This window comes from Paludibacterium sp. B53371 (genome assembly GCF_018802765.1).
Lineage (GTDB): Bacteria > Pseudomonadota > Gammaproteobacteria > Burkholderiales > Chromobacteriaceae > Paludibacterium.
Genome location: NZ_CP069163.1, coordinates 3,051,624 through 3,074,035, shown reverse-complemented (window position 1 = coordinate 3,074,035; position 22,412 = coordinate 3,051,624). Strand labels below are relative to the sequence as shown.

The following is a 22,412-nucleotide window of genomic DNA, read 5'->3' as shown; positions in this document are numbered from 1 at the left end:
CCGAGATGGATCCACGACCCGCCTGTCCTTACCAACTCCTGCTGCTGAGCGGCCCGCTGGCCGGTCGTACCCTGCCGCTGGCGATTGGCACCCTGACCGTGGGCGATGAGGCGTCCGATCTTGCCCTGGGCCTGGAGGGCGGGTGCCAGGCACACTTGCAGATCGATGAGGCAGGCATCGCGCTGTCAAACGCCATTCCTTGCTGGGTGAATGGCCTGCCCCAGCCGCCCGGACTGCTTCCCCTGGGCAGCCTGATTGATCTGGCGGGCCTGCACTTTGTACTGGCGGCGGAGGGCGAGACGGTACAAGCCCTGCCGCTGCTGCCCAGAGCGGTCCGGGCAGCGTCCCGGCCGCACTGGTCCCTCTGGCTGGGGCTGAGTCTGCTGCCACTGCTCATCGGCAGCGCATGGCTGCTGTTCGCGCCGCCGCCGGCATCGGATCTGCGCTGGCTGCAGCAAGCCAGTGCGCACTGGCCAGGTCTGCAATGGCAGACCATGGCGGATGGCAGTCTGCAAATTACCGGGCAGTGCACAGACAGTCGCTCTCTGGCCGGTTTGCGGCAGCAACTGGCTCGGCACGGTGTTCGCTACCGCTGGCAGGTCTCCTGCCAGGATGAATGGATGGCCAGTGTGCGGGCGCTGCTGCAAAACCATGGCTATGCCCAGGCTCAGCTGACGATCACGGCCGACGGCATTCTGCAGATTGCTGCCCCCTGGCGCCAGGGAGGGCCCCTGGCAAGTCTCATGGCGGGGCTGGATCAAATACCGGGCTTGCCTCACTGGCAATTGCAGCCACCGGATGGCGTTCCGCTGGCGAGCATCGTGGCAGCCCTGCAGCAACTTGGCCAACTCGATGGCCTGAGTGCCCGGCATGGCGTACAGGGCTGGTTACTTTCCGGTGCCCTGTCGCCAGGGCGCTGGCAACGACTGCGACAAGCCATGACCGATCCGCAGTCCCCTTTGTACGCCAGTCGCTTGCTCGATGCGCCCGAGGCGCCGACCTACGTCGAGGGCTTGTCAGATCAGATGGCCGCCATCGGCGGCAGCCGAGAATCCCCATTCCTGATCATGCGTAACGGCCTGCGGCTGCAAGTAGGTAGTCAACTGGCGGGCGACTGGCAGATTCTGGCCATTTTTCCCGATGGGGTGTCCCTGCTCGGGGGTGACAGCCTGCTGTTCTGGCGTGTCGATGGCTGAGTGCGATGCCGTTTGCCTGACTGCGCTGGAGACACGGCTGGCCGGGGATGTCTCGGGGCGGGTTTGTGCTGAATGGCTGCGCCTGCTGGAGGGGGCGTCGCTGGCCTGCCGGCGCCAGATGCGTCAGGGGATGAACGCCAGTGCACTGGCGGCCTGCCAGCGGCGCTGCCAGTCGCTGGAGGCGGCGATGTCGGTGATTCGTGCTTTGTGGGCCCGTCACCATGGTGCAGCGCGCTAATCAGGTGATGACCCGATAGGGGGGCGCCGGGCATGTCGCCATGATGTTGCCCATGCAGATCATCAAGGAGCCGACATGCTCAATGTCTATATCATTCTGGCCAACGACAGTGGCTTTATCCGACATGAAGCGCTTCGTCAGCCGGTTCAGCCGGGTTACGTTTACTGGCTGCTTGACCGGGATACCGCGCTGACGGTCAGCGCCCAATGTCAGTGCTATGTCTTTTCCTCCCTGGAGTTGCAGACGATCTACCGGGACATTCGTCACCTGATTCGTACCCCGGCGCAAAGTTACACGCGGCTGCCCAAGGTGCATGCGGTGGCCGTGGACGCCGGCATGCAGCGGGCTATCAGCCAGATGGCCGGACTGAGCAAGACGGCGATGCTGCATTTCCTCTGCATGTACTGTCTGCTGGCGGACAAGGGGCAATGGGCCGGACTGTTGCAACGTGCCATCGCCGCCGATGGCGATATGTTCGAGTTCATCCACCAGCATCGACTCGAGTCCTGGCCGGTACAGCGTTACGCCGATGAGATGGGCTTGTCGCTGCGAAAATTTAATCAGCTCTTTCGCGAGAAGTTCGGCCAGTCGGCCAAACAATGGCTGACTGTCCAGCGTCTGGAGCATGCCCATCATCTGCTGCAAAGCACAGACAAAAAGGTGATTGATGTGGCGGTAGAGTGCGGTTTCTGTAACCACGCGCACTTCTCCGACAGTTTCAGGCGCCACTTCCAGATGTCGCCGAGCGCGGTCCGGCGTCAGTCGGTCTTGCCCCGCCTGGCCGCCACCGTGCCGATGGGGTGTGCCGCATGAATATCGATGCCATCGTTTCCAGCCTGAACGCCCAATTGGCACAGGCGGCCAGCCAGATGGCCGCGGTGACCGCCAGCGATGTCACCGAGAATCCGGCCGCCATGCTGCAGATGCAATATGCCATGCAGCAGTACAGCACCATGATCAACTACGAAAGCTCGGTGATGAAGGCCTTCAAGGACATGATGGCCGGCATCATCGCCAAATTGTGAGCCAGGCACCCCTGCCCGGCGAGACGGGTCTGCTGCGCAAGCTGGTTGTCGAGGCAGGGTTTGCCGCGGTACAGCATGGAATGCGATGCGAAATGCGCCAGATTGAGCAGGCCTTGGCCGACTGGCTGGACGATGCAGATCTTTTGGCACTCTGTCGCGCCATCCTGTTGTTTGGCCTGGGTGAGTATGGCCAGGTCGAATCGTTGATCGCCGGGCTGGATCCTGCCCTCTGTGCCCCCTTGCGAGCGGTGTTGCCGCTCGCTACCGATGAAGGAGAACGCCATGACCATCGAACCTCTGGCGGGTGCCCGCCCCCTCTCCGCCCTGGATCGCCCCCTGCCACCGCCACCGTCGGCACAAGCCGTGGATCGCTTTGCCGCCCTGTTGTCGGCCGAGGCGCCGGGCTCGCCGGAGGGCATGCTGCAGGCACAGGGTGCGTTGACGCAACTGACGCTGGGCAGTGATCTGACGGCCAAAGTTGCCGGGGCGCTGACGCAGGCCATCAACAAGCTGGTCAACCTGCAATGAGACAGATGCGTCTGGGCGTCGTCTGTCTGACCTTGCTGCTCACGGCCTGCAAGGCCGATCTGTATGGACAGCTGGGCGAGGTGGAGGCCAACCGAATGCTGGCACTGTTGTTATTCCATCAGATTCCCGCTGAGAAGGTGCGCGACAAAGAGGGCTATTTGCTGCGGGTCGATCCCTCGCGCTTTGTCGAGGCAGAAGAGTTGCTGCGGCAAAGCGGAATGCCTCACCGGCAGCGAGTCGGCATTGCCGATCTGTTTCCGGCCGGGCAACTCGTGTCGTCACCCGAGCAGGAAGCGGCCAAGCTGCGATTCATCAAAGGGCAGGAGATGGAAAATCTGCTCAGTCGCATCGAGGGTGTGATCAGTGCTGACGTCTCCGTGGCCGAAAGCGTGGCGCGAGAGGGAGAACCGGCGACCTCGGCCAGTGCCGCGGTGTACATCCAGTACAGCCCGGCATTCAACCTCGCGCCACGCGAGGCTGAGCTGCGCGCTCTGGTCAGTCACGGCATTCCGGGGCTGAGCCCGGAGCAGGTCAGCCTGGTCATGCAGCAGGCCGACCTGCCTCTGACCGATCCGCCTCCCCCCGCCTGGCGCGAGCGTGTGCTGCTCTGGGGCGGCGTGGGGGGAGTGTTGTCTGTGGTACTGGCCCTCACGGGCTGGTGGTTCTGGCGCAAGCGCCGTTGAGCATGCTGCCCGAACCGCTCTATCTGACACTCTGGTTCCAGCCCGGTGCCTGCATGGACAGCTCATGGTGGCATCACCTGGGTCTGCAGGCCTGGCAGACGGCCTATGAGCAACATGCCGGGCTGCGACCGGTGCTGGATCAGCGCCTGGGCAACCTGCTGGCACAGCAGGGCCCGCCGCCTGAAGTGGGGGATGCTGTCCTGTTGTCCAGGCTGTGTGCGGCCAACAGTCGTCAGCGCTGTGTGACGGCGTTGGGCCTGCAGGCGCTTGGCTGTGCTGATTATCTGCTGCGCAAACCCTGGCGCCAGGCCCTGGCCGGCGTGTTCACCGGTGACGAACTCTCCCGACTGCAGTTGCTGTTGCCGCCCGGCACCCGTGCCATGCCGACATTGGCGCCAAGTGAACTGGCCGAGGTGGCTGAGCGCCTGGGGGCGGGCCGTCTCGCGGCGGCCAGCGAGCCTTTTCTGTCGCTGTTTCGCCTGCTGTGGCCGTTGCCTGACATGCTGCCGGCCAGACAGTCCCTGCAACCGCTGCTGACGAGGATCGTGCGTTGGATGTGATGGCCAATCCCCTGATGCTGCACTGGGAGAGTGTGCCCTTGCCCTGCCCGGCGCAGGGGGTGCTGCGCGCCAGTGAGCTGGCGAGTGTACGTTCGCTGGTCCGGGCCATCGACATGGCGCAGCAGCAGCTGACGGATTTGCAGCAGGCTGTCGAACAGCTGCAGCATGAGGCCGAAGTCCGGCAACAGCGCTGGCAGCAGCAGGCGGTGGCACGAGTCCGGGCCGAATGTGCCGCTTTGCGGCAGGAAGCCCGTGATGCGGCGGTGGCCGAGACCGTGCATTGGATGCAGGCGGAAATGGCGCTGGAACAGCAAGTGGCCCGGCAACTGCTGGCACGATGGCGACCGACGTTGGCGGCAGGACTGCACGCGCTGCTGGGACAGCAGGATCAGGTGAACTGGCTGTTGCAGCAATTGGATCAACAGATGCCGGCTTTGCTGGCACAGGGCCGCCTGTTGCTGAGTGTGTCGCCGGAGCAGGTCGATCAGATTCGGTGCGCGCTGGCTGGTGAGCCGTTGCTCAGAGTCGCGGCAGATGTCAGCTTGCAGCCTGGTCAGGCGGTTCTGGATAACGGATTGGTACGCGTGACGCTGGATGTGCCGGCCCAGCTGACCTGGTTGCTGCAGCAACTCGCCGGCTGTGATGAGGAAGGCCGCCATGCTGGATAGCCTGCGTGGCACGAGCGGGCCGTCCTTGCCATCCCCCATGCCGACGGTGTCGCTTCCCGCCGGCGTGGTGGCTGTTGCCAGCGATTCGGTGTGGTTACAGGCGGGGGCGACGCTGGCGGAGGATCAGACCGATGCCCTGTCGGAAACCTTTGAGGATCTGGGCTTTGCGCTCGGTTCGCAACGCAGTGGCGAGGCCGCCCGGCGCAGCGGCAAAGAGCCGGGGCGGGTGCTGGCCCAAAAACTGATACTGGAAATTCAGGCCATTGAGGCCCTGACGCTGGAAAGTGCGCTGCAGGACATGGGCAACTGGCAGGCTGCCTTGCACTCCCGTCAGGCCCTGGCTCAGTTTGTGCAGCAGGATCCGGTGCGCATGGCGCTGTTGTTGTCGCTGGTGCTGGCGCGTACGCGTCAGGATCCGGCGCAGCGTGCCCGTCTGGAGGCTTTGTTGGCCAGCTTGCTGGACGGCGAAGAGATGAGCTTGTCGCTGTTTGGCCTGCTGATCCTCGGGCCTCGCACCAGTGCCTGGCGTGATGGATTGCGGCGACTGTATCACCGTGCAAGCGAACAGCGGCCGCGTCTGTCTCAATGGCTGGCGGATCTCGGTCCGCGTCCGCAGCGACGGCCGATGCTTGTGTCCATGATCCGTGTGCTGTCCTTCGAATTGTCGGCCAGCGGCAAACCGATCGCCGGCAGCCACCTGGCAGCGGTGATCGGTGATCTGCAGCGCCTGCTGGGCATCCTCGGCCTGAGCGGCGCGTGTGATGAGCGTGCTGCCGCCCTGTCGGGATGGGATGATGGTGAGCCCTTGCTGTATGCCCTGGTGCAGATGCTGGAACAGCTCTGGCCCGATGCGGCGTTGATCGAGCCCCTGTTGCCGGAAGGGATGCCGACGCAGCGTTATGCGCTCTGCCAGTGCTTTTACCGTCTGGTGCAGGCCTTGCCCTGGCACTGCTTTGTGGATGCCGAGCACAAGGAACGTCTGCAGGGTGTTCTGTCGGTCTTGCGTGATCAGGCCGCGGAGATGTAGGCGGACGCAGCATGGCTGAAGGGGAGGTCTGGCACGTGAGCCTGGTTTAGGAATGGTCGTAATCGTAGCCTGTTGAGGGCTGGTTAGAATCCGCTGAGATGCCTGCTCAAGGAGGGTGTGGATGAAGAGTCCCGGGATACGCCTGCTGATCGTCGAGGATCATGCCCTGATGGCAGACGGTATCTGCCAGCTATTGCGCGCCCTGCCTCATGTGCAAGTGCTCGGGGTGGTGGCGGACGGGCTGGTCGTTTACGAGCAATGTCTGCGCCTGCAGCCGGATGTGTTGCTGCTTGATCTCGGTCTGCCCGGCATGGATGGTCTGGATGTCATCCTGCATTTGCGTCGTCGCTGGGCAGCCATGCCCATCCTGATTTTCTCTTCCTGCCGCGAGTCGCAGCGCATTCAACGGTGTCTGGCCGCCGGTGCAACCGGCTATGTGCTCAAGCAGAGCCAGCCAAAGGTCTTGTTGGCAGGATTGTCCGAGCTGCTCGCCGGCAAGTGTTTTGTCGATCCGGCGATCAGCATTGCCCCGGTGTCGTCCCGTCGTGCTTCCCTGCCTGCCGAGCATGGCCTGACGCCCAGAGAGCGGCAAGTGCTCAAGCTGATTGCCGAGGGGCGTCGCAACCGCGAAATTGCCCAACTGCTGCTGTTGAGTGTCAAGACCGTGGAGACCCATCGCCTGAACCTGATGCGCAAGCTGGATGCCCACAATGCCGCGACCTTAAGTACCTGGGCGCATCGACTGGGGCTGGTCGGTCACCAGGGGTAAGGCGGGTGGATCGCCAGTGGTCTGCATCAGCCAGCGCAACACTTCGGCGACGGCGGCGAACAGGGATTCCGGGATGTAATCGCCAGGTTTGCAGTCCGCAAACAGCGCCCGGGCCAGCGGCACGCGCTCCACGACCGGGATGCCATGGCGTTCGGCCAGGCGGAGGATATGCCGTGCACGATGATCTCGTCCCATCGCCGTGATCTGAGGCAGCGGTGTATCTCCTGGCACGAAACGCAGGCAGACGGCCAGACGGGTCGGGTTGCGCACCACGACCGAGGCGGCGGCGACTTTGCCAGCCAGCGAGCCGCTCAGCAGCTCCTGATGCAGGTCCTTGCGGCGCTGCCGGATCTCCGGATCCCCTTCGGTGTGCTTGTACTCCTGCTGCAGATCCTTGTGCGACATGCGCAACTGCTTCAGCCACATGAAGCGTTGATAGCCGTAGTCGGCGATGGCGAATACCATGCCGGTGGCCAGCTGAATGCCCCACATCCACAGCAGTAGTCTGGCGCCGACCAGCAAGCCGGCCTGAACACTGGCGCCGGGCAGGTAGGCGAGCGAGGGGCCGTATTGGCGAATCAGATAGGCAAAGGTCAGCCCGAGAATCAGCACCTTGCACAGCGACTTGAACAGCTCGATCAGATTTTTCATCGACAGCAGGTTTTTGGCATTGCTCAGCGGGTTAATGCGCTGGCCGGAGAGCTTGAGCGCCTTGGGGGCGAACAGAAAACCGGTCTGCAGCAGGCCGCCCGAGATCAGACACAGCACCAGCACCAGGGCAAGGCCGCCGCAAAAGCGCAGCCAGAGCCAGCCCAGATGAGGCAGATAGCGTGCCAGTGCGCCGCCCAGATCTTGCTGCCCGACCGCGATGACCAGCCAGAGATCCTCGGCCAGGGCGTCGTAAAGCGCCTTGCCTTCCAGCATCAGCCATAGCAATACCACGCCACTCTGTATCACCAGACCGACATCCTGGCTGCGTGCGATTTGCCCCTCCTTGCGCGCGTCGCGGAGGCGCTTGGCGGTTGGTTTTTCCTTCTTTTCTTCGCTCATGGAGACGTGAGCAGTCCCTGCAACAGCGGCGCGTCAAAATGGACAAACCGGTCGTCGACCTGTTGCAGGCCGTACTGCAGCGCCAGCAGCAGCATCAACAGGACGGCCAGGCTCTTGATCGGCATCGACAGCGAAAAGACATTGAGCTGCTGCACCGTGCGGTTGATCAGACCGAGACCCAGATCGATCAGCACCATGATGACCACGCCCGGCATGGCAAAGCGCAGCGCCAGCGCATACATCATTTGCCAGGAGGTATCGAGTAGTCGCAGAAAGCCGGGACCAAACTGCCAGTGGCCCCCCGGCGGCAACTGCCGATAGGAGTCGAGCAAGGCATTGATCAGCGCATGAAAGCCGCCACTGACCAGAAACACGGTGGCCAGCAACTGGGCGAACAAGATGCCGAGCGCCGAGGACTGGCTGCCCAGCAAGGGGTTGAGCACGCTGGCCATGGATGCACCGCGCATGGTGTCGAGCACGAAGCCGGCCATGTCGAGGGCCCAGAACGGCAGCGCTGCCGCAAACCCCAGCAACAGCCCAATGGTCAGCTCGCCGGCCAGCAGCAGAGCATAAGCCAGGGGCTGCGTCCCCGGATCGGGCAAGGAAACGTCCCAAAAAAAGGGCAGCGACATGAATGCGGCCATCAGGGCCAGGGTGTTGCGGATCAGGCTGCCCCCCAGCATGCCGGGGGCGAATAGTGGCACCAGCAGCATGGCGCCCAGCGGTCGCATGGCAGCCAGCAGGGTCAGTGCCACCAGGGCTGTCAGTGGTGGCATGTTCATCTCATGCGTCCGATCAGCGACAGGCAGTGATCGGCGTAACGCATCAGAACATTGCCCATCCAGTGGTAGCTGATGGCCAGGGTCAGGCTGGCCGCCACCAGCTTGATCAGGAACGGCACAGTCTGGTCCTGAATCTGGGTCAGTGCCTGAAACAGGCTGACCAGCATGCCGACCAGCGCGGCGACCAGAATGACTGGCAGAGACAGAATCAGCACCAGCCACATGAGTTCGCGTGCCAGCTGAATGATCAGGGACAGGGCCATGGTCGCTATCACTGATACGACAGCAACAGCTGATCGAGTAGCTTTCCCCAGCCGCCAATCAGCACGAAGATCAGTAATTTGAACGGCATCGATACCGTCATGGGAGACACCATCATCATGCCCATGGCCAGCAAGATGTTGGACACGATCAGATCGATGGCGATGAAGGGCAGAAACAGCAGCAGGCCGATCTTGAAGGCCTCGATCAACTGACTGACGGCAAAGGCCGGCATCAGGATCAGCAGGGAGTCGTCGCTGAGCTGCGCCCGCAGAGAGGCTGGCCAGGTACGCCGGGTGGCATCGCGAAAATAGCGCAGTTGTTCTGCCGCGGTGTACTTGCGCAGGAACTGGCGGTAGGGGTCGAGGGTGTCGTCCTGCAGCCTTTCCCAGCGCAGGCCCTGCTTGTCGGGATGTGCAGCGAGACGTTGCTGCACCGCCTGTCCGACCGGCGCCATGATGAACAGCGTCAGGACCAGTGCAAGGCCGTACAGCGCCATATTGGGCGGGATTTGCTGGATGCCCAGGGCATTGCGCAGCAGCGAAAAGACCACTGCCAGCTTGAGAAAGCAGGTGCCCATGACGACCAGCAGCGGCAACAGGGACAGCAGGGACAACAGCAAGATCAATTGCTCGGAAGATGGGGGCAGGGCGATGGTCGGCATCGGCGCTTTCTCTCGGTCAGGTGAGGCATTGTTGTCGCTGCGCCGCGCCAGGGGTATCAGGTGTGTACCTGATGTGAGCGAGGCCGTCGCTGCGGCATCATCCAGGCTCCGCGAGCTGAGCTGGGTGTGAGATGGATCTGCAATGGCAACGAGAGATGGAAGTCTGGCAGCGTTTGTGGGGCTGTCAGCAGATTGTGCAGGCCGAGTGTCTGTCCCTGTCTCTGAGTGAGGGCGAGCGGCTGCAGGTCGAGCCGTTGCAGGACCGGGCGCTGATCAGCTGCGCGCGTCGTGTCTCGCCTGTCTCGCAGATGACGATGCTCGGGCATGTGCTGAGTTTGCTGACGCCGGAGGCCGCGGCCGGTTTGCCCCTGCGTGCCTGGCTGGGGCAGGGCAGTCTGTGGCTGGCCGTGACCATGCCCCCCGGCGCTGGCGCCGAAGCCTGGTATGGACTGGCCCGCCAGATGAAAAGTCTGCTGGATCGCGCCATACGGATGTCGGCATGAGGGCGCTGCATGCCTGGCTGAGCCAGCTCAGGGGCCGGCAGGATATGGCCCTGGCCGCGGTGCTGTTGCTGGCCGTATTCATGATGATCCTGCCTTTGCCGACCCCGCTGGTGGATCTGTTGATTGCCATCAATCTCGGTTTGTCGATTCTGCTACTGATGGTGGCGCTGTATCTGCGCGAGCCGATGGAGTTCTCGGCGTTCCCTTCTGTGTTGCTGATCACCACGCTGTACCGGCTGGCGCTGACCATCAGTACCAGTCGTCTGATTCTGTTGCAGCATGATGCCGGCGAGATCGTGCAGACCTTTGGCAATTTCGCCATTGGCGGCAATCTGGCGGTCGGTCTGATCGTGTTTGCCATCATTACCGTGGTTCAGTTCATTGTCATTACCAAGGGGTCGGAGCGCGTGGCCGAAGTGGGCGCCCGCTTTTCTCTCGATGCCATGCCGGGCAAGCAGATGAGCATCGATGGTGATTTGCGCAATGGTGCCATCGATGCGGCGGAGGCACGGCGCCTGCGGGCGCAGGTGCAGAAGGAGAGCCAGCTGTATGGCGCCATGGATGGCGCGATGAAGTTCGTCAAGGGCGATGCCATTGCTTCGATTGTGGTGATCCTGGTGAATATTCTCGGCGGGATCACCATCGGGGTGTTCCGCGAAGGCATGAGTGCCGGTGAGGCGGCGGCGACTTACGCCATTCTGTCCGTGGGCGATGGGCTGATCGCCCAGATTCCGGCCCTGCTGATTTCGATTGCCGCCGGCATCATCGTGACCCGTGTGCCGGGAGAGACACGCCGCAATCTCGCCGTGGAGTTGTCCGGCCAGATTGCGCGCCATCACAGTGCCTTGTGGCTGGTCGCCGGGGTGCTGGTGTTGTTTTCCCTGTTGCCCGGTTTCCCGACCTTGATCTTCCTGCTGCTGGCGGCCGGTGTCGGCGGTGTGGCGTATTCCGTGCCGCGTCAGCCCGCGCCCGAGGCCGCCGGTGTCGCCGATCGCGCCAGTGCCGCTACGGGCGAAGCCAGCGACCATCTGGTGGTGGGCGCCGTGCCTTTATTGCTGCGGGTGGATGTCCGGCTGGGACAGGACGAGGGGCTGCGCCAGCGTCTGCAGGCCTTGCCACAAGGGTGGTTCGAGCGTACTGGCCTGCCGCTGCCCGAGATTGAGTTGCGCGGAGAGGCGACACTGGCCCCAGGCGAGATCGATGTGCAGTTGTTTCAGGAGTCCCTGTTGCGCCTGATATTGCCGGATCTGGCCTTGCTGGATCCCCGGCAACAGGATGTCCCTGATGACCCCGTGATGACGACGCCCTTGCCGCAGTATGGCGCGATGCGGCTGCACTGGTATGCCCCCTCCGCGCAGCCTGGCTTGCTGCAGGGCCATGAGCGCATCACCGGCTTGCTGAGCTGGTTGCTGTCGCGGCATGGGGCGGAGCTGATTGGCGTGCAGGAGGCGCGTTTCCTCATGGATCGGATGGAGCAGCGCTATCCGGAGCTGGTCAAGGAGCTGCAGCGTCATCTGCCGGTGGTGCGGGTGGCCGATGTCTTGCGGCGCCTGGTGGCGGAAGAGGTGGGGATTCGCGATCTGCGCGCGGTCTTCCAGGCGCTGGTCGAGTGGGCGCCGATTGAGAAGGATCCGGTGATGCTGGCCGAGTATGCCCGGCTCGGGCTGGCCCGCCACATTCTGGGGCGATATCGCCAGGATACGGCGGTGATTCAGGCCTGGCTCATCGGCAGTCAGATCGAAGAGCAACTGCGCGAGTCGGTGCGTCAGACCTCCGCTGGCTCGTATTCGGCGCTGTCGGCTGAAGAGAACGAACGCATTCTTGCGCAGATACGGGCCGCGCTGTCGCCTGCCTGCCCGCCCGGTACGCTGCTGGTGACCGCCATTGATGTGCGCCGCTTCGTACGCAAACTGATCGAGCGTGAACTGAGCCATGTGCCGGTACTGTCGTTTCAGGAGATCGGCAACGAGGTGGAGATGCAGGTATTGGGCCATATCGAGTTAAAGGATGAGGTGGATGCGTTTACCGGATATTGAGGCGGTGCTGTCGCATCTGTCGCTGCCGGACTTGCCGCTGGCGTGGTCGTGCCGGCGCGAGGGGCGCCTGACCGAGGTGGGGGCGGCATGTCTGCAGGCGCCATTGCCGGGGGCGAAGCTGGGGGAGTTGTGTCGCTTCGGTGAGCGGCATCTGGCCGAGGTGATTGCCCTGCGTGGCGAGCAGGCGCTGCTCTCGCCGTTTTGTGAACCGCTGGGTGTGGGGCTGGGCGATTGGGTGCTGGCCACCGGCCAGACATTACAGGTGCCGGTCGGCGAAGCCTTGCTCGGCAGGGTACTGGATGCCCTGGGCGAGCCGCTGGATGGTCAGCCGCTGCATCCGCAGGCATGGCGTGCGGCGGAGGCCGACCCGCCGTCCCCCTTGCAACGTGCGGTGATTTCCCGGCCCTTGCCGGTCGGGGTGCGCGCCATTGATGCGGCGCTGACCGTCGGTGAGGGCCAGCGCATGGGAATCTTTGCACCGCCAGGCTGTGGCAAGAGCACGCTGCTGGGCATGTTGAGTACCGGGGCCGAGGTGGACGTGGTGGTGCTGGCACTGATCGGTGAACGGGGCCGGGAGGTGCGCGAGTTTTTGCAGCATGTCCTGAGCCCGGCTGTGCGCGCACGCAGTGTGCTGGTGGTGGCCACCTCGGATCGCCCTGCACTGGAGCGTATCAAGGCCGCCGCCACGGCGACCACCATGGCCGAGGCATTTCGTGAGGCCGGCATGAAGGTGTTGCTGCTGGTGGACTCGCTGACGCGCTATGCACGCGCGGTGCGCGAGGTGGCGCTGGCGGCAGGGGAGCCGCTGGTAGCCGGCGGGTATCCCCCCAGTCTGTATGCGCGTCTGCCTCGTTTGCTGGAGAGACCCGGCTGTCTGGCTCAGGGCAGTATCAGCGCCTTTTATACCGTGCTGATGGAGGACCGGGCCGATCCGCTGGCCGAGGAGGTGCGTTCGCTGCTGGATGGGCACATTGTCCTGTCGCGCAAGCTGGCCGAAGCCAATCACTATCCGGCGATTGATCTTCTGGCCAGTATCAGCCGGGTGATGCCGCTGGTGACCTCGCCAGCGCAGCGCGAGCAGGCGGCCAGGGTGCGCCAGTGGCTGGCGACCTGGCAGGAGATCGAGTTGTTGTTGCGCATCGGGGAATACCAGCCAGGTCAGGATGCCCTGGCGGACGAGGCGGTGGCTCGCCGCGAAGCGATTCGGGATTTGCTGTGTCAGCCGGTGACACTGCATTGCGGATTTGACGAGACACTGGCCATGCTGGATGAGGTGGCGAGCGGCGCATGCTGAACCAGCTGCAAGCCATCAAGCTGCGGCGTGCTCAGGGGGTGCGGCGTGCCATGGCGCAGACCCAGCAGCGTCAGCAGAACCTGCTGGTGCAGCAGGCGGCGCTGCAGCAGGAGATCGGTCAGCAGCGCCATGTCTTGTTGCATTTGCTGGGCGAGCAGGGCACTTACAGTCAGGGGGCGCTGGCGCGGCTGCGCGCTCGCATCGTCAGCACGCAGCAGACTTTGCAGGGCCTGCGGCAGACGCGGCAGCGTCTGCAAGCAGAGATGGCAGCCCTTGAGCGGACGCTGGCGGAGCAAACAGGACACTGGCGACAGTTGCAGCGTCAGCTGGAAAAACTGCTGTGGATGAAAGAGAGGGAATGATGGCGTACTGGCACCGAACATCGCTGCTGCCGGCGACCGTCCATGCTGTCGAGACCGAGGCGCCGGCCCGCTCCGGCATGACGGCGCGGCAGGCGGCTTTTCAGCGCGAAATGCTTGCTGGGGGCGCGGCCGGACCGGCGGATGACTTGCTGCCGGGGCTGGTGAGCGATGCCGAACCTCTGCGCTGTATGGTGAGCGATGGCCCGCTGGCGGGACTGCAACTGGTGCTGGCATGGCGTCATCCTCGCCTGTGTCTGTCTCTGAGCTCGCCGGACCCGGCGTTGCGCCGCCGGCTGCGGCAGCAGCGCGATGGGCTGCGCACGGCACTCGAACAGGGGTTGGGCGTGCCGGTCGAGTTGCAGGTGGCGGGGGAATCCAGTGATTGAGTTGCCCAGGCTGCTGGCACTGAGCCGCCAGGGCGCTTCTGCCCCCTGGCGCGACGGCTTGCAGCATGCCCATTACCGCCAGGCTCAGGGGCCGGGTGTGCGGTTGCGCGCTTCCTGTGAAGGGGTGCCGGTGGCCTTCTGGGTGCCAGAGCCAGAGTGGTGTCACTGGTTGTCTCCGCTTCTTCCCGTGCCGAACCTGTCGGCGCTGGCGCCTGACTGGCAGGCCGCGGCGGCCGCCTGGACACTGGCGGTTCTGGAGCCGGTCTGGCAGGCGCTGGCGCTGCCGCTGTGTCGCGAGGCGCAACTGGACGCGGCGCCGGCGCCAGACAGTGCCTGCTGGTGTTTGTGCTTCGAGGCGGCAGGCAGACGATTGCCGCTCTATATCGAGGTGCTGCCGGGGGAGTGGCTGATGCGCTGGCTGAGTACCATGTCGCCGCCGGACATCGGGCTGAATTTGCCGCTTGGCATAGGCTGGTGTGCCTGGCCACCGGGGGGGGCTCAGCTTGGCGATGCCTTGCCGGTGCAGGCTGCGGCCGAGGCACTGGATGTGTTCTGGCTCGATCCGCTGGCTTCGCCGGGGCGGGTGCAGTTGTTATCGCCGGATCGACTGCAGGTCGTGGATTCGATGGTGCCGGCCATGCCGGACGATGAGAGAGCGGGCTGGCTGGCGGTCGAAGTGGGGCAGGTGCAGCTGGCGGCGCAGGATGTCTGGCCCTGGCAAGCCGGAAAGATCATGGCGGTGCAGTCTGCCGCCAATCCGCTGGTGCGTCTGAGTAGCGCGCGCGGGGTGGTGGCACAGGGGGGGCTGCTGCAATGGCAGCAGGGCTGGGCGGTCTGCCTGGCGGAGACGCCGGCGGCGCCAGACTGAGTCCGGCTCAGGGCCCTGGCGGTACCAGGCGGGCGTTTGACAACGAGGCCACTTCGGGGTGATCCGGCTCGATCTGTCCGTCTTCATCCACCAGCCGCAAGGGCAGACGCGCCAAGTCGGCCATGACGTCGCCCTCCTTGCCGGTTTCCGGGTCGCCGAGCAAGGCCAGCAGCGACAGGCGGTAGGCGGTTTCGTTATAGGTTTCCGCCAGCACCGCCTCGCTGAGCGGTGTGGCCTCGCGCAGTCCGGCCAGCGCTTCGTACAGCGACTCGGCCGCCAGCAGGCGCTCGATCTCCACGCCTTCGGACGCCGGGGCCGCCGCTGCACCGGGCAGGACGGCCTCTTCGGCCCGGGCGCGTTCACGCGCCAGCAGTTCAAACTCGGCGACATCGGCCATTTCTGCCCCGGAGAGGAAGGCCGGTTCGGGGCAGAAGGACAGCCGTTCGGCCAGCAGGGTGGCCAATTGCTCGGCGGACAGGTGGCGCAGATAGTCGGCGATGTCGGTCGAGGTCAGCCCCGAGGTGCCCAGATGAACACGTTGGGCCGATAGTTGTGCCAGCCGCCGCTCGAAGGTGCCGGCCAGCGCCAGCATGCGGCTTTGGGCCAGGGCAATGGCCTGGGCCTGATTCAGCGTGGCGAGGCTGAGGTCTTCGCTGGCGGTCAGTGAGCGGATGACTTCGGTGGACTTGCCGACCCAGCGCCAGACCGCCTCCAGCCGATGCTGGGCGGCACGAATGCGGAATTCAGAGCGGGACTCGAGGGCATCCTCGAATTCGGCATACAGCTCGTTCAGGCGGGCCAGCAGATGTTTGAGCGCTTCGTCAGAAACCTGGCCGACGGCCTGGCCTGCGGCGACCTGGCTGGTGAGGTACCCCAGCTCGACGTCGTCACCGGCGAAGTCGATCATGGTCGACAGCGCGGCCAGCGCCACGCGGGCGCCCTCCGAGAGCTGGTACAGTCCGGTGTCGGACTGCCAGATCAGCAGTTCGCCTTCACGCAGGCGTTTGAGGATGGTGTCGAGCTTGACCGGCTGCAGATAGGCAAAGCGTTGTGCCAGTTCTTGCGGACTCCAGAACGGCGTGTCGGTCTGGGCTCCCAGTTCGCGCAGGACCAGCAGGCGCATCAGCACCTCTTCGTCTCCGCCGCGGAACAGGGTAATGAAAACCGACAGGTAGGGCCAGGCACCGGTCAGCCGGGCGACCGTGGACAGCTCGGCGGGCTGGATGCCCGCCTGAAAAAATTCTTCCAGAGAGTTCACGGTCAATCCGCTGCGGTCATCAGAAAAACCGGATTTTCCCGGTTATGCCGTCTTGTCGTCAACGTTGGTCGCCGGCTGGATCAGGCTGCTGCGTTGCGCTTTGGCCAGGGCCTTGGCTTCCGCTTCGGCCTGGCGTGCCTGTTCGGCCGCTTCTCGTGCGGCAGCACGAACGACTTCCAGGTAGTCCATGATGGCGCGGGTCAGCTCACGCGTCCCTTCGCCGGTGATGGCGGAAATGCAGAACACGCGGTGAGCCGTGATGTCGAAGCCGTCGCGGTCATCCGGAACATCCCGCGGCCAGTCAAAGCCGTTCAGGAAGGCTTCGGTTCTTTCGCGGCGCTCGTCCTCGTCCAGCATGTCCAGCTTGTTGAGCACCAGCCAGCGGGGCTTCTGGTACAGCTCTTCGTCGTATTTGCGCAGCTCTTCGACAATCGCCTTTGCTTCGCGCACCGGGTCGACTTCCGGATCGAACGGCGCCAGATCGACCACATGCAGCAGCAGACCGGTACGGCTCAGGTGCTTGAGGAAACGGTGGCCCAGGCCGGCGCCTTCTGCCGCCCCTTCGATCAGGCCGGGAATGTCAGCGATCACGAAGCTTTGCGCATCGTTCATGCGCACGACACCGAGGTTGGGGTGCAGGGTGGTGAACGGATAGTCGGCGACCTTGGGCTTGGCTGCCGATACCGAGCGGATCAGTGTCGACTTGCCGGCGTTCGGCATGCCGAGCAGGCCGACGTCGGCCAGCACTTTCAGCTCCAGGCGCAGCATGCGCTTTTCGCCTTCTTCTCCCGGGGTGCACTGACGCGGGGCGCGGTTGGTCGAGGACTTGAAGTGCAGGTTGCCAAGCCCGCCCTTGCCGCCACGAGCCAGCAGAATGCGCTGGCCGTTTTGCGTCAGGTCGGCGATCACTTCTTCGGTGTCGGTGTCGATCACCTGGGTGCCGACCGGCATGCGCAGTTCGATATCGTCGCCGCCCTTGCCGTAGCAGTCGGAACTTTGTCCCCGCTCGCCGTGCTGCGCCTGGTAGCGCTTGACGAAGCGGTACTCGACCAGGGTGTTGATGTTTTCATCGGCCACGGCATAGACGCTGCCGCCCTTGCCGCCGTCACCACCGTCCGGCCCGCCGAACGGTACGTACTTTTCGCGGCGGAAACTGGCTGCGCCATTGCCACCCTTGCCGCCGGCGACTTCGATGCGTGCTTCGTCAATAAATTTCATCTTCAATTCCTCCCGGAATGTATCGAGCGAGGAGTCAGGCGCAATGGCTGTCCGAAAACAGCCATTGCGCCTTGCCCCTCGGCCATCTGCGCCGGATCGTTGATCCGCGCTAAGAAAAAAGCCCTACCACCAAGGATAGGGCTTTTTCAGGGCGGCTCAAGCGCTCAACCTTGCGGGCTGTCACGCCGGCCCCCTGCCGGTTGCACCGATTACTCGGCGTCGACGCCGGTGTACGGTACCACGGTGACGTACTTGCGTTGCTGAGCACCCTTGACGGTGAACTGCACGTAGCCATCAACCTTGGCGAACAGGGTGTGGTCCTTGCCGCAGCCGACGTTTTCACCAGCGTGGAAACGGGTGCCGCGCTGACGCACGATGATGGAACCGGCCGGAATCAGTTCGCTGCCGTATACCTTCACGCCCAGGCGCTTCGATTCGGAATCGCGACCGTTGCGGGAGCTACCGCCTGCTTTTTTATGTGCCATGACTGTTTACTCCTTACTTGGCAATCGCGTCGATACGGATTTCGGTGTAGTTCTGACGATGACCCTGATGCTTCTGGTAGTGCTTGCGGCGACGCATCTTGAAGATGCGGATCTTTTCGCCACGGCCATGTGCCACGACGGTTGCCGTCACGGTTGCACCAGCAATGCGGGGGGTCCCCACGGTGACCTGATCACCATCAGCAACCATCAATACTTCTTCAAGTACGATTTGGCTGTCGATGTCTGCAGGTATCTGTTCTACTTTGAGTTTTTCGCCAACGGCAACTTTGTACTGTTTGCCGCCAGTTTTTACGACCGCATACATTCGTATAGCTCCTAAAGTTCATATCCTCCCGCCGGAAAGACGGGAAGCCGGTCATTCTATTCGGCAGTTTGCAAACTTGTCAAATATTTCATGAGCTTAGCCTGACATCCTGATGGCATGGCGGCTTGGGCGGCTTTTCTGCTAGAATCGAGCGGATTTCCCGGCATAACCCAATCACTGGTCCTATAAAAACGTGTCCGAGACCCCGCTTTTCCGCTCCCTGATCGCCGACGACATGCTGGCGGTCGATCGTGTCATCCGTACACGCCTGCACTCTGATGTGGTTCTGATCCGTCAGGTATCCGAATACATCATCTCTGCCGGCGGCAAGCGGCTGCGTCCCGCCCTGACCCTGCTGTCTGGCCAGGCCTGTGGCTATCGCGGCGCCCATCTGTTCGAACTGGCGGCCATGGTCGAGTGCATTCATACGGCCACCTTGCTGCACGACGATGTGGTGGATGAGTCCGAACTGCGCCGCGGCCGCGAAACCGCCAATGCCCTGTTCGGCAATGCCGCCAGTGTGCTGGTGGGTGACTTCCTTTATACCCGTGCCTTCCAGATGATGGTCACCACGCACAATATGCGCATTCTGGAAGTCATGGCCGAAGCCACCAACATCATCGCCGAGGGCGAGGTGCTGCAGTTGCTGAACATCGGTAACGCCGAGGTAGACGAAGCCTCCTATCTGCAGGTGATCGAGTTCAAGACCGCCAAGCTGTTCGAGGCGGCCTGTCGCGTCGGCGCCCTGATTGCCGGTGCCGATCTGCAGACCGAGACTGCTATGGCCGATTACGGCCGCTATCTTGGCTGTGCCTTCCAGATTATCGATGACGTGCTGGATTACAGCGGTGATGCCGACACCATCGGCAAGAGCCTGGGGGACGATCTGGCTGAAGGCAAGCCGACCCTGCCGCTGATCTACACCATGCAGCATGGCACGCCGGAACAATCCGAATGTGTGCGTCAGGCGATTACCAACGCCAGTCGCGATCATTTCCAGCCGGTACTGGCTGCGGTACAATCCTGCGGCGCGTTGGGCTATGCCCGCGCCGCCGCGGTGCAAGCCTCGCAAAAGGCCATTGCAGCCATTGCCGGCCTGCCGGCGTCCGACGCCACCCGCGCCATGCGCGAACTGGCCGATTACGCCGTCAACCGTCAGTCCTGATAGACCGTCTCCGTAGTTAAATGGATATAACAGCCCCCTCCTAAGGGGCAGTTACAGGTTCGATTCCTGTCGGGGGCGCCAGACCAGCCTTCGGGGCGCGCCGGTCGTTATCATGGAACCCGCTGGCCAGAGGCCCGGCGGGTTTTTTGTTGCCTGAGTCGGCGGCAGAAGCGGGGTTGAAACGGTTGTCCCATGCGGTGCACAATGCGGTTATTCTTTTCAAATCGTGCCGCATGGCACGGATACCCGCCGATGCCTTCCTCCCTTTCTCAGGCTGAAGTTCTCGCCCAGGCCCAACTTGACGCCTATAACGCCCATGACCTGGAGCCCTTTCTGGCATGCTTCGCCGAGCAGGTCCAGGTCTTTGTCTTCCCGTCCACACTACAATTTTCCGGCAAGGCCGCCATGCGTGAGCGATATGCCCAGCGATTTACCGACGAAACGCTGCATGCGCGTTTGTTAAATCGTATGGTTCAGGGGCAGACGGTGATTGATCAGGAGTTAGTGAGCCTGCGTTTGCCAGAGGGGCCAGGCACCATGGAGGCCATCGCCATCTACGACGTGCAGGACGGGCTGATTGCCCGCGTGACTTTCATCCTTGGCGTACAGCGTTTGCTGGCTGCCTGATGCGGGAGAACCCTTCTTGATGACCGAACTGAGCGCCGACGAACGCTACTGGCTGCAGCGGGTGCTCGACGACACGCTGGGTGACGAGGCGATGCCCGCCGAGATTGCCGACAGCCTGCAGGCACAGCAGTTGATTGCCTGGTCGCACGCTGCGGCTTGCTACGTGCGCGGGATCCGCGCCAGCGCGGCGGATCCCGGCTGAGTGGCGACACCTTACAGGTGGCAGACCTCTGTCGGTACCTCCGGCAAGGCCGCAAGCTGTTCGTCCGACTTGCTTTTCAGGGCGGCAAACATATCGCTGGTGATATCCATGCCTCTGGATGCGGCGGAGAGTATCGGTGTCACGATCCCGCCGAGGACCGCCACGGCCTGACTGCTGCTGTTGGCCGGATGAACGAAAGGCAGGCAGCCGGAAGCGATCATCAAACTGACCCGAGAGATCAGCGAAGCGGCCGTACCCAGCTCGATTGCCGTTTTATCTTTTGTTCCCAGCGCATGACACAGGCCGTAAATGCCGTTGGCCACAAGATCGTTGCCCATCGGCAGCGGGGGCTGTTGACGGCGGGTCTGGCGGAAATTGTAGAGTGCACAGCAGGCGTCCCCGATCATGATGGTGGCCAGCACGCCACCGACCACGGCGGCCGCGATACCGCCACTGGCCGCAATGGTCAGCCCAAGCCCAAGCAGGCTGATGCCGGCAAAGCCGACTTTGCCCAGCGCGGCATACCAGGCTCTTTTGACCCCCAGCTGTTCCGAACGCCGGGTGGCTTGCGCCAGCGCCTGCTCCCGCTGTACCGGGTCGGTGGTGGTCGTGTGCCGGACACTGCCGGGGCATGGTGGCCGGCAGTCCAGGGGGGGTAAGTCGTCCTTGGACGTGGGCGGGATCACCGCGAGGGGCGGTGTCGGTGCGTAGCTCCTGATTGCATGATCACGCATTGGTCAGGCTCCTGAGTTTGTCAGTAATGCAGCGTTTGCAGTTTGGCCCGGGCTTGCTGTGCCAGCTCGGGGTAACCTTCGTTGCCGCGCCGGCCTTCGCACAGGCAGAGCACATCCTGCAGGGCCGCTCGCGCCGCATCGAGGTCATGCAGCTGGGCCAGACAGGTCGCGATCTGCCAGATGGCGTGTGGGTCATCCGGCTGCAGGGCGTGGGCGTAGTGGCAAAACGAGAGCGCCAGCATGGCTTGTGCATTGGCCTGCAGGGTGGCGCTCAGCGCCAGGTGATATTGGGGGTTGAAGGGCTGTTGCATCACCAGCCAGGCAAACTCCATGCAGGCGCTGTCCAGGTCGCCCTGCAACCAGGCTGCATGGCCGCGTTCGTAGGCCGCGGCGAGCTGTGCGCTGTCCAGACCATTGAGCTGCGCCGGCGTGGTGTGTCCCAGACACAACGCCGCTGCCTGTTGACGCACCCGGTGCTGTGTGGCCGCGGACATCCGGCCGGCTTGCCAATGAGGGAGATCAATCATCGCGACCCTCTTTTCTGCAGGTGATACGCAGCCAGGGGGCACCATCCATCAAGACGGTTTCTGCCCCTTCCTGTTGCATGAGCCTCACCAGCCGCTGACGTTGCTGTGCCAGCAGCGGGTCGGGCTCTTCGACAAAAATCATGGCATCGACCGTGTGGACCGCCTCGACCTCGGCCATGATCCGGTGCATCAGCGTCCGCAGAGATTGGACGGCGAGCCCGTCGTGAGACACCGCACGGAAGTCACACAGAATCAGCCTGTTGCCGTCCAGTCGGTAGGTCAGCTGAAATGACCGGCACGCCAGACGTTGTCCGAGCAGATAGTGACTGCCCAGGAAATACTCAGGCTGGACAGGCTGGCCGTGTCGGTGCAGGTAGGCGCTGACAGGATCCATGTTCACGGTCCTCAGTCGGTTTTCATGCTGTTGCTTTGCTGGATGTTGGCATCGGCCTGCACCAGCGCCTGGCTGAACTGCTGCAGATTGCTGAGTACCTGGCGGGCATCATTGGCCGAGCCCTCGGCATTTTTTTCCGATTGCTCACTCAGTCCGCGCTGGAACTCGGCATCCGCCATATTCTGCTGGCCGTCCAGCTCAAACTCGGCTGCCTTCAGTTCGGCCGAGCCGGTGGCGATCTGGTTGAAGCTGTTGACCATTTTGCCCAGCGGGCTTTTCTCGGGCAGCAGCGCGGTAAACACCGAGGTCACCCCGGTAGCGATTTTGGCGGAGGCCTTGGTGATTTCGGCCTGGTAATTGTTCTGCGCCGCTTCGCTGCGCGTGTTGTAGCTCAACCTGGCCATGGCGGTGGCGGTGACCTGATTGTTCTGGTCGATCAATTTGAGGATGCTGTGAATTTCCATCATCGATTGCATGACGACACGCATCAGCAGCGCAATGGACGGGACATCGCCCTGGCGAATGTCGACATTGTCGACTGCGCCGGGTCGCGTGGATGAGGTAACGTTCATAATTG

Annotated in this window: 32 protein-coding genes and 1 tRNA gene; 20 read left to right on the top strand and 13 right to left on the bottom strand. The window is 63.4% G+C overall.

Going from position 1 to position 22,412, the window contains the following annotated elements; all coding sequences use genetic code 11:
* The first annotated feature begins 5 nt into the window (after positions 1-5).
* The 4 genes from sctD (at position 6) to sctF (ending at position 2,459) form a co-directional block, all read left to right on the top strand.
* Positions 6-1,196 (top strand): type III secretion system inner membrane ring subunit SctD, encoded by a 1,191-nt coding sequence (gene sctD, locus JNO51_RS14625; RefSeq protein WP_215778669.1) that lies wholly within the window; start codon positions 6-8, stop codon positions 1,194-1,196.
* The gene (locus JNO51_RS14620) at positions 1,189-1,434 is read left to right on the top strand and encodes an EscE/YscE/SsaE family type III secretion system needle protein co-chaperone (protein WP_215778666.1); all 246 of its coding nucleotides are present in this window, start codon (positions 1,189-1,191) and stop codon (positions 1,432-1,434) included. Before sctD ends, JNO51_RS14620 begins: the two co-directional genes overlap by 8 nt.
* Positions 1,435-1,509: 75 nt before the next feature.
* A complete protein-coding gene (locus tag JNO51_RS14615) occupies positions 1,510-2,247 on the top strand; it encodes a helix-turn-helix domain-containing protein (RefSeq protein ID WP_215778664.1) in 738 nt (245 codons plus the stop codon).
* Entirely contained in the window at positions 2,244-2,459 is a 216-nt protein-coding gene (sctF, locus tag JNO51_RS14610) for a type III secretion system needle filament subunit SctF (protein ID WP_215778661.1), read from the top strand. The genes JNO51_RS14615 and sctF overlap by 4 nt, the downstream gene beginning before the upstream one ends.
* Here sctF and JNO51_RS17430 read toward each other — a convergent pair.
* Positions 2,396-2,743, bottom strand: a complete 348-nt coding sequence (locus JNO51_RS17430; protein ID WP_252346098.1) for a hypothetical protein — start codon at positions 2,741-2,743, stop codon at positions 2,396-2,398. The genes sctF and JNO51_RS17430 overlap by 64 nt on opposite strands.
* Here JNO51_RS17430 and sctI point away from each other — a divergent pair.
* The 6 genes from sctI (at position 2,742) to JNO51_RS14575 (ending at position 6,694) form a co-directional block, all read left to right on the top strand.
* Positions 2,742-2,987 (top strand): type III secretion system inner rod subunit SctI, encoded by a 246-nt coding sequence (sctI, locus tag JNO51_RS17425; RefSeq protein WP_252346097.1) that lies wholly within the window; start codon positions 2,742-2,744, stop codon positions 2,985-2,987. The two genes, JNO51_RS17430 and sctI, sit on opposite strands and share 2 nt — an antisense overlap.
* Positions 2,984-3,670, top strand: coding sequence for a type III secretion system inner membrane ring lipoprotein SctJ (gene sctJ, locus JNO51_RS14595; protein ID WP_215778654.1), 687 nt, complete (start codon positions 2,984-2,986; stop codon positions 3,668-3,670). The genes sctI and sctJ overlap by 4 nt, the downstream gene beginning before the upstream one ends.
* Before the next feature lie 2 nt (positions 3,671-3,672).
* On the top strand, positions 3,673-4,230 hold the full coding sequence (locus JNO51_RS14590; RefSeq protein WP_215778651.1) for a type III secretion system domain-containing protein: 558 nt from the start codon (positions 3,673-3,675) through the stop codon (positions 4,228-4,230).
* A complete protein-coding gene (locus JNO51_RS14585; RefSeq protein ID WP_215778649.1) occupies positions 4,230-4,898 on the top strand; it encodes a hypothetical protein in 669 nt (222 codons plus the stop codon). Before JNO51_RS14590 ends, JNO51_RS14585 begins: the two co-directional genes overlap by 1 nt.
* Positions 4,888-5,925, top strand: coding sequence for an HrpJ domain-containing protein (locus JNO51_RS14580; protein WP_215778647.1), 1,038 nt, complete (start codon positions 4,888-4,890; stop codon positions 5,923-5,925). Before JNO51_RS14585 ends, JNO51_RS14580 begins: the two co-directional genes overlap by 11 nt.
* 121 nt (positions 5,926-6,046) lie before the next feature.
* On the top strand, positions 6,047-6,694 hold the full coding sequence (locus JNO51_RS14575) for a two component system response regulator (protein WP_215778645.1): 648 nt from the start codon (positions 6,047-6,049) through the stop codon (positions 6,692-6,694).
* Here JNO51_RS14575 and JNO51_RS14570 read toward each other — a convergent pair.
* The 4 genes from JNO51_RS14570 to sctR are packed head-to-tail and all read right to left on the bottom strand — an operon-like array spanning position 6,647 to position 9,451.
* Positions 6,647-7,744, bottom strand: coding sequence for an EscU/YscU/HrcU family type III secretion system export apparatus switch protein (locus JNO51_RS14570; protein ID WP_215778643.1), 1,098 nt, complete (start codon positions 7,742-7,744; stop codon positions 6,647-6,649). The genes JNO51_RS14575 and JNO51_RS14570 overlap by 48 nt on opposite strands.
* The gene (sctT, locus tag JNO51_RS14565) at positions 7,741-8,520 is read right to left on the bottom strand and encodes a type III secretion system export apparatus subunit SctT (RefSeq protein ID WP_215778640.1); all 780 of its coding nucleotides are present in this window, start codon (positions 8,518-8,520) and stop codon (positions 7,741-7,743) included. The genes JNO51_RS14570 and sctT overlap by 4 nt, the downstream gene beginning before the upstream one ends.
* A 2-nt stretch (positions 8,521-8,522) precedes the next feature.
* A complete protein-coding gene (gene sctS / locus JNO51_RS14560; RefSeq protein WP_215778638.1) occupies positions 8,523-8,789 on the bottom strand; it encodes a type III secretion system export apparatus subunit SctS in 267 nt (88 codons plus the stop codon).
* A gap of 8 nt (positions 8,790-8,797) precedes the next feature.
* Complete coding sequence (gene sctR, locus JNO51_RS14555; RefSeq protein WP_215778636.1) at positions 8,798-9,451, bottom strand: type III secretion system export apparatus subunit SctR; 654 nt, start codon at positions 9,449-9,451, stop codon at positions 8,798-8,800.
* Positions 9,452-9,582: 131 nt separating this feature from the next.
* On the opposite strand from sctR, the gene JNO51_RS14550 reads away from it, so the two are divergent.
* From JNO51_RS14550 to JNO51_RS14525, 6 genes are read left to right on the top strand one after another with little or no spacing between them, the layout of a single operon-like run.
* Entirely contained in the window at positions 9,583-9,954 is a 372-nt protein-coding gene (locus JNO51_RS14550; RefSeq protein ID WP_215778633.1) for a hypothetical protein, read from the top strand.
* Complete coding sequence (gene sctV, locus JNO51_RS14545) at positions 9,951-11,990, top strand: type III secretion system export apparatus subunit SctV (protein WP_215778631.1); 2,040 nt, start codon at positions 9,951-9,953, stop codon at positions 11,988-11,990. The genes JNO51_RS14550 and sctV overlap by 4 nt, the downstream gene beginning before the upstream one ends.
* Positions 11,971-13,284: a FliI/YscN family ATPase gene (locus JNO51_RS14540; RefSeq protein WP_252346096.1), complete on the top strand. Its 1,314-nt coding sequence runs from the start codon at positions 11,971-11,973 to the stop codon at positions 13,282-13,284. Before sctV ends, JNO51_RS14540 begins: the two co-directional genes overlap by 20 nt.
* Complete coding sequence (locus tag JNO51_RS14535) at positions 13,278-13,646, top strand: hypothetical protein (RefSeq protein WP_215778625.1); 369 nt, start codon at positions 13,278-13,280, stop codon at positions 13,644-13,646. The genes JNO51_RS14540 and JNO51_RS14535 overlap by 7 nt, the downstream gene beginning before the upstream one ends.
* Positions 13,643-14,032 carry a hypothetical protein gene (locus JNO51_RS14530; protein ID WP_215778623.1) on the top strand — a complete coding sequence of 130 codons (390 nt, stop codon included), beginning with the start codon at positions 13,643-13,645 and terminating at the stop codon, positions 14,030-14,032. The genes JNO51_RS14535 and JNO51_RS14530 overlap by 4 nt, the downstream gene beginning before the upstream one ends.
* The gene (locus tag JNO51_RS14525) at positions 14,025-14,900 is read left to right on the top strand and encodes a hypothetical protein (RefSeq protein WP_215778621.1); all 876 of its coding nucleotides are present in this window, start codon (positions 14,025-14,027) and stop codon (positions 14,898-14,900) included. Before JNO51_RS14530 ends, JNO51_RS14525 begins: the two co-directional genes overlap by 8 nt.
* A gap of 7 nt (positions 14,901-14,907) precedes the next feature.
* Here JNO51_RS14525 and JNO51_RS14520 read toward each other — a convergent pair whose 3' ends face one another.
* The 4 genes from JNO51_RS14520 to rplU all read right to left on the bottom strand — a co-directional run bounded on the left by JNO51_RS14520 (position 14,908) and on the right by rplU (position 18,186).
* On the bottom strand, positions 14,908-16,158 hold the full coding sequence (locus tag JNO51_RS14520; RefSeq protein WP_252346095.1) for a hypothetical protein: 1,251 nt from the start codon (positions 16,156-16,158) through the stop codon (positions 14,908-14,910).
* A 42-nt stretch (positions 16,159-16,200) separates the two neighbouring features.
* Positions 16,201-17,376: a GTPase ObgE gene (gene obgE / locus JNO51_RS14515; RefSeq protein ID WP_215778617.1), complete on the bottom strand. Its 1,176-nt coding sequence runs from the start codon at positions 17,374-17,376 to the stop codon at positions 16,201-16,203.
* Between the two features lie 209 nt (positions 17,377-17,585).
* Positions 17,586-17,861: a 50S ribosomal protein L27 gene (gene rpmA, locus JNO51_RS14510; protein WP_215778614.1), complete on the bottom strand. Its 276-nt coding sequence runs from the start codon at positions 17,859-17,861 to the stop codon at positions 17,586-17,588.
* 13 nt (positions 17,862-17,874) lie between these two features.
* A complete protein-coding gene (gene rplU, locus JNO51_RS14505) occupies positions 17,875-18,186 on the bottom strand; it encodes a 50S ribosomal protein L21 (protein WP_133681788.1) in 312 nt (103 codons plus the stop codon).
* A gap of 235 nt (positions 18,187-18,421) precedes the next feature.
* Between rplU and JNO51_RS14500 the strand changes: the two genes are divergently transcribed.
* The 4 genes from JNO51_RS14500 (at position 18,422) to JNO51_RS14485 (ending at position 20,180) form a co-directional block, all read left to right on the top strand.
* Positions 18,422-19,351, top strand: a complete 930-nt coding sequence (locus JNO51_RS14500) for a polyprenyl synthetase family protein (RefSeq protein ID WP_215782735.1) — start codon at positions 18,422-18,424, stop codon at positions 19,349-19,351.
* Between the two features lie 6 nt (positions 19,352-19,357).
* A tRNA-Arg gene (locus JNO51_RS14495) sits at positions 19,358-19,432 on the top strand.
* A gap of 171 nt (positions 19,433-19,603) precedes the next feature.
* Complete coding sequence (locus JNO51_RS14490; RefSeq protein ID WP_215778611.1) at positions 19,604-19,978, top strand: nuclear transport factor 2 family protein; 375 nt, start codon at positions 19,604-19,606, stop codon at positions 19,976-19,978.
* Positions 19,979-19,994: 16 nt separating this feature from the next.
* Entirely contained in the window at positions 19,995-20,180 is a 186-nt protein-coding gene (locus tag JNO51_RS14485) for a hypothetical protein (RefSeq protein WP_215778609.1), read from the top strand.
* A gap of 11 nt (positions 20,181-20,191) precedes the next feature.
* Here the strand turns inward: JNO51_RS14485 and JNO51_RS14480 are convergent, their stop codons facing one another.
* From JNO51_RS14480 to JNO51_RS14465, 4 genes are read right to left on the bottom strand one after another with little or no spacing between them, the layout of a single operon-like run.
* Complete coding sequence (locus tag JNO51_RS14480) at positions 20,192-20,914, bottom strand: hypothetical protein (RefSeq protein WP_215778606.1); 723 nt, start codon at positions 20,912-20,914, stop codon at positions 20,192-20,194.
* A gap of 20 nt (positions 20,915-20,934) precedes the next feature.
* Positions 20,935-21,441, bottom strand: coding sequence for a hypothetical protein (locus tag JNO51_RS14475; protein WP_215778604.1), 507 nt, complete (start codon positions 21,439-21,441; stop codon positions 20,935-20,937).
* Entirely contained in the window at positions 21,434-21,835 is a 402-nt protein-coding gene (locus JNO51_RS14470; protein ID WP_215778602.1) for a hypothetical protein, read from the bottom strand. The genes JNO51_RS14475 and JNO51_RS14470 overlap by 8 nt, the downstream gene beginning before the upstream one ends.
* A gap of 11 nt (positions 21,836-21,846) precedes the next feature.
* A complete protein-coding gene (locus JNO51_RS14465; protein ID WP_215778599.1) occupies positions 21,847-22,407 on the bottom strand; it encodes a hypothetical protein in 561 nt (186 codons plus the stop codon).
* Positions 22,408-22,412 lie beyond the last annotated feature (5 nt).